Consider the following 5,201-nt stretch of genomic DNA (forward strand, 5'->3'; position numbering starts at 1 on the left):
AATATCCAGTGCTTTCTGATAGTGACCTTTTCTTACATAGTAATCAACATAATTGACTTGTACTGCTTCACTATCTGCATACTGACTTAAATAATCAAGAATCACTGATTCTTCTTTACCTGATTCTATAAGTAAATCCAAACCATATTTTGTCCAACGTTCATAGATAAACTTTTGGAGTTCTCTGTCATCATAAAGAGAGGAATAGAGAATCTTCTGATGAATAAGATTGAACTTCAAATCATAGAACTGCTTACTATCAAAATCATTTAAGAGTATTGAATCAATCATACTTTCATAAAATGGCATGCAGCAGTCACTATAAAGTTCCTTCACTGCATTAAAGGCTTCTTCACTAGAAGGATAGATCTTTATAAGTTGTCTCAAATACTCATGGACATCTTTAAGAAAGTCATAGAGTTCTTTCTTTGGGTCTAAACATGTGACTTTACTTAATGTGCAGGCAATAAGCGCATGTGCTGTCTGGTAATCACGTATTGATATAAGTTTACTTAAAGAGATACGAAGATACTTTTTTAATTTTTTTAAGAGTGTTGGTATATGATCTTCATTATCATCTATCAGTTCTACTAGATAGTCTAAGTATTTATCTTGAATTGTCGTTGTTTCAATAAGATCAATAAAGCGTTGTTGTAAAGACTCATTGAATCTCATTTCATTAAACAGGAGCTGTTCTAATTGATCTCTTGGAAGTGTATGAATACGTTCTTTGAGTTCTTTTATAAACTCGATATCTAGTTTTGCTTTGATATCATCATAATTTTCATATTCACTACATGCAAGAAGTACAGCTGCCATATGCTTACAATGATGTCCTTTATTAGCATAAGGACAATCACAATACATACCAGTGACCTGTTTATCCTTTAAATCTATAGTCACATGATAATCATCTGACCCTTCTACTACAGCCGCAATACCATAAGGCTCCTGATAGAGCTTCTTGATCTTCTTTTTATAAAAGTAATCATAACCACGTTTTAAGATGACATCCGTAAACTGGTCTGCCCAATCTATCATATTAAGATTTAAGCAAGGTGAAATTTCTTTTTTCATCTTAAGTAAATCTTCATCTTCTTGATGATACTTTAATCCAAGTTCAACGACTTCAAGAGCTTTATTATCATTTCTATTTTCTAGACATGCATTCGCATATCGAATAAACACAGGTGGATATTTATGATATGTATCAAGGAAATGAAGAATATCCTGATGGGATTGATGTGCTTCCTGCATCATCTTTAATCCTATGCTTATCCAGCGAGAGTATTGCATACGTCCATTCCAGTCATCTTTCAAAGCATCACAACCTAGAATCATATGATTCACTATGCGGTACTTATCTTCATATAATTCTGCTTCATTAAAACATTCTAGAAAGACTTCAGTGAGATACTCTTCATCTTCTTTCTCATACTTATGGAAATGGTACTCTCTTTCAAATACATCTAATAAAGTCTTCTTATTATGACTGCAAGAAACGATTATTTTTAAATCATTCTTAAGCTCTTCTAAGATATCATCTTTTTCTTCAGGAATAGATGAAATGAGATAAAATGTTTCAAATACCAAATTAAGTGATCCAAGAGAGTCTTCTGTTATTGTAGGAAGAATTGAACGTTTATAGGAGATGAGTTTATTGATCATCTGTTTATAGCTTCCACTCTCTTTAATAATATCTCTAATCACAGATTTGTACTTTTCATCAGTATAGACTTCTTGAAAATCATGGAATTGATATGTTTGTTTGGGATCATAGGCATAAAGAAGTGCTGCAATATGTTCACAATATTCATCTTCATTTTCACAGTTGCAATCCATATCTTCTATCATTCCATCACGCAAATAAACAATAGAGTAATAGTCTTCATCGTCAAATATGCTTCCTTTGATTGCATATTCATTATGTTGAATGTCTTCTACTGCACCACTTTGGTAGAGTTCATATCCTCTCTTTAATGTTCTTGGAGTGAACAATTGATTCCATCTTATCTTATCCATAAATGTACCTCTCTTATAATCAATTATAGCACACTTAATTCATCTTTCTTCTTCAATATACGATATGCGATTAAACAGATAATAACTGATAATAATGATCCTAAAGGAGCGGCAAGTCCCATTGGAAATAAGTTATGAGGATACATTATAGAGGCAATATAAGAGCCTGGTACTCTGACTAATGAAAGAGAGATGATATTGTGAATAAAACCAATATAGCTCTTACCATCAGCCGCAAAGTAACCACTAAAGCTAAAGTGAACCCCTGCAAATATTGTATCAATAATATAAGAGCTGATATATTGTACACCTAGTAAGATTACTGTTGTATCTTTAGTGAATAAGCCAAGAAGTGTAGGTGCAGCACATTCTACAATCAAGGCAACAATGATTCCATAGAGAGTAGCAATTATAACTGCATATTTTAATACAGTACGGGCACGCCCGTAGTCTTTGGCACCGATATTTTGTGCAGACAAAGCTGATACAGTCGCAAGCATTGTAGAAGGGATAATAAAGATTGCTGTAATCATTTTTTCTACGATACCTACTGCAGCGGCATCATTTAATCCACGGCTATTCGCAATAATAGTAATGATGATAAAACCAACCTGAATACATCCATCCTGAATTGCGACAGGAAAGCCTACTTTTAAAATCTGTTTAAATACCTGAGGTTGAAGATGAAGGTCTTCTTTTTTGATATGAATGTCAGAAGTACGATATTTCATTGAGATGAGTGCGATAATAACACTCACGCTTTGTGATAAAGTAGTTCCTAATGCGGCACCTACAGGTCCCATATGAAATAAACCGATAAAGAGATAGTCTAAGACAATATTTAATAAACAAGCAATCGCAATAATATACATAGGGCTTTTAGAATCCCCTAAACCTCTGTATATAGAACTGATGATGTTATAAGCAGTAATGAAAGGGATCCCTATAAAGCAGATGACAAGATACTGTACAGTTCCAGTCATTGCTTCTTGTGGTACATTGAGTAACACAACAAGTGGTTTTACAAAAATAAGCAACAGAAGAGTAGAAATGATAGAAATGCATGCAAAGAGTGTAATTGTATTACCTATCGTTCTTTCTACTAATGTATGATTCTTAGCGCCAACTGCATGACTAATAGAAACAGTAACCCCCATAGCCAGTCCTACAAGAATCGCTGTCAACATATGCATGACCTGACTACCATTAGAAACAGCTGTAATACCATCTACCGCATTAAATTGCCCAATGATAAATAAATCAGCCATACCATAGAGTGTCTGTAAGAAATAAGATAATAGATAAGGTATCGCAAAAAATGCGATATGTTTTAATATATTTCCTGATGTAACGTTATTTTCCATATAAGTCCCCCTTTGTAATCTGAATAGTATCATTAGGTTATATACTATGTAATTGCAAAAGTCAATAAAAAATATAGGTTTTCAACGCCCATTTGTCGTCTTTTACCTATATTTTTATTTTATCTCAGCAATAATAGTCACACATTTACAGGAAAATATATAGTGACTTTGTCATGACTCGATTTCTATAAGTTCATAATCTCTATAACCATATCCCAATGCTTCTGCTGCTTCAATAGTATGAACACCATTTCTTGATTCAATACGTTCAATAAGATGTTCTTTACCTGGATCATCTGAAGCATAGACAAGGTCCAAACATGCCTGATCAATAGCAATAGGATCAGTAGAAATCAAAATACCAATATCTTTCATACATGGATCTTCTGCCACTGCACAGCAGTCACAATCGACTGACATATTTTTCATCACATTGATATATACAATATTATCTTTAAAATAATTATGAACAGATAATGCAGCATCAGCCATAGACTCTAAGAATAAATCATGATTTGCTGTCCACATATCTTCTGGAACACCTGCACCATGTATATATGCTTTGCCATAAGAAGATGCACAACCAATAGAAAGCTGCTTTAAAGCACCTCCATATCCTCCCATTGGATGTCCTTTAAAATGTGATAAGACAAGCATGCCATTATAGTTTGCAATATCTTTGCCGACATAGTTTTTTTGAATCACTTTACCACCTGGAATATCTAATACAAGATCTGGTCCTTCCGCATCTAATAAATCAACATCAAAGTATCGAGACCATCCATGTTTTTCAATTGTCTTTAGATGTTTTTCTGTTGTATTTCTTGATCCTTCATAAGCTGTATTACATTCTACAACTGTCCCATCAAGATGTCGGATTATAGGAGCCCAGAACTCAGGTGTTAAGAAATTCTGATTTCCTTCTTCTCCTGAATGTAACTTAATCGCAATATGACCTGTTAATTCTTTTCCTAACTCTTCATACATAGTAAGAACCATTTCCGGAGAAATTGTACGTGTAAATAATACTTTTGATTTCATTTATATCACCTCTCTAAAAAAATTGTAACCTTAAACCAAGGTTTAAGGTCAAGAATTATTGAATCACATTCTATTATTTCTTATACTATTAAAGAGGTGATTAGATGACTTATACAATTAAGCAAGTATCAGAAATGATGTCTTTACCTGTTTCTACTATTCGTTATTATGATAAGATGGGACTCATTCCTTTCTTAGAAAAGAATGAATCAGGTTATCGTATCTTTAAAGAAAAAGATATTTCTATGCTGCGTATTATTGAATGTTTCAAGAATACAGGTATGAGTATTTCTGAAATGCAACAATATGTAGAAATGGTTAAACGTGGTGATGAATCATTAGAAGAACGTTATCAACTCTTTGTGAGAAGAAAAGAGATTGTATTAGAAGAAATGCGACAGTTAGAAAAACAACTAGAAACAATTAACCATAAACTCTGGTATTATGAAACTGCCATAAAAGCAGGTACAGAAGATATCCATAAAAAATAATCCTCTCCAATTACGGAGAGGGTTATTTTTTATGGAGGAGTTATTCTCCTTCTATTTCTTTAATTAAACATTCATTGCCTTGCAGTAAGACAGTATTCCCACTATGACAATAAGGACATTCTCTGCCATAATCGATTGTAGAATAAGTATTTTGACAGTTATGACAGATTGTAATAGCTTCAATCCATTCATAATCAAGTGTTGAATACTTTAGCAATGGCACTTTCTTCTTATAATATTCCCAGCAGTCTACTAAATAGTCCGGTTCAATACCACTGACCTT

The 5,201-nt window shown here is 33.1% G+C and carries 5 protein-coding genes; 1 reads left to right on the forward strand and 4 read right to left on the reverse strand.

Annotated features, from left to right (window positions below; translation table 11 throughout):
* From B2S90_RS00730 to B2S90_RS00740, 3 genes are all read right to left on the reverse strand, one after another.
* A partial coding sequence (locus B2S90_RS00730) for an SWIM zinc finger family protein (protein ID WP_286696378.1) occupies positions 1-2,022 on the reverse strand: 2,022 nt, incomplete at its 3' end.
* A gap of 23 nt (positions 2,023-2,045) precedes the next feature.
* Positions 2,046-3,386 carry an MATE family efflux transporter gene (locus B2S90_RS00735; RefSeq protein ID WP_278860506.1) on the reverse strand — a complete coding sequence of 447 codons (1,341 nt, stop codon included), beginning with the start codon at positions 3,384-3,386 and terminating at the stop codon, positions 2,046-2,048.
* Between the two features lie 171 nt (positions 3,387-3,557).
* Positions 3,558-4,427, reverse strand: coding sequence for a DUF362 domain-containing protein (locus B2S90_RS00740; protein WP_055234498.1), 870 nt, complete (start codon positions 4,425-4,427; stop codon positions 3,558-3,560).
* A 104-nt stretch (positions 4,428-4,531) separates the two neighbouring features.
* Here B2S90_RS00740 and B2S90_RS00745 point away from each other — a divergent pair, with 104 nt between their 5' ends.
* Positions 4,532-4,918 carry a MerR family transcriptional regulator gene (locus B2S90_RS00745; RefSeq protein WP_278779099.1) on the forward strand — a complete coding sequence of 129 codons (387 nt, stop codon included), beginning with the start codon at positions 4,532-4,534 and terminating at the stop codon, positions 4,916-4,918.
* A 40-nt stretch (positions 4,919-4,958) separates the two neighbouring features.
* On the opposite strand, the gene B2S90_RS00750 is transcribed toward B2S90_RS00745, so the two are convergent.
* Positions 4,959-5,201, reverse strand: a 243-nt coding sequence (locus B2S90_RS00750) for a hydrogenase maturation nickel metallochaperone HypA (protein WP_286696379.1), incomplete at its 5' end; no start/stop codon positions are given.

It is taken from the genome of Catenibacterium sp. UBA627 (assembly GCF_002299355.1).
Lineage (GTDB): Bacteria > Bacillota_I > Bacilli_A > Erysipelotrichales > Coprobacillaceae > Catenibacterium > Catenibacterium mitsuoka.

Excerpts from the sequence above, each read along its gene's own strand:
- B2S90_RS00740 (WP_055234498.1), bottom strand. The coding sequence starts at position 4,427 with ATGAAATCAAAAGTATTATTTACACGTACAATTTCTCCGGAAATGGTT.
- B2S90_RS00745 (WP_278779099.1), top strand. The coding sequence starts at position 4,532 with ATGACTTATACAATTAAGCAAGTATCAGAAATGATGTCTTTACCTGTT.
- B2S90_RS00735 (WP_278860506.1), bottom strand. The coding sequence starts at position 3,386 with ATGGAAAATAACGTTACATCAGGAAATATATTAAAACATATCGCATTT.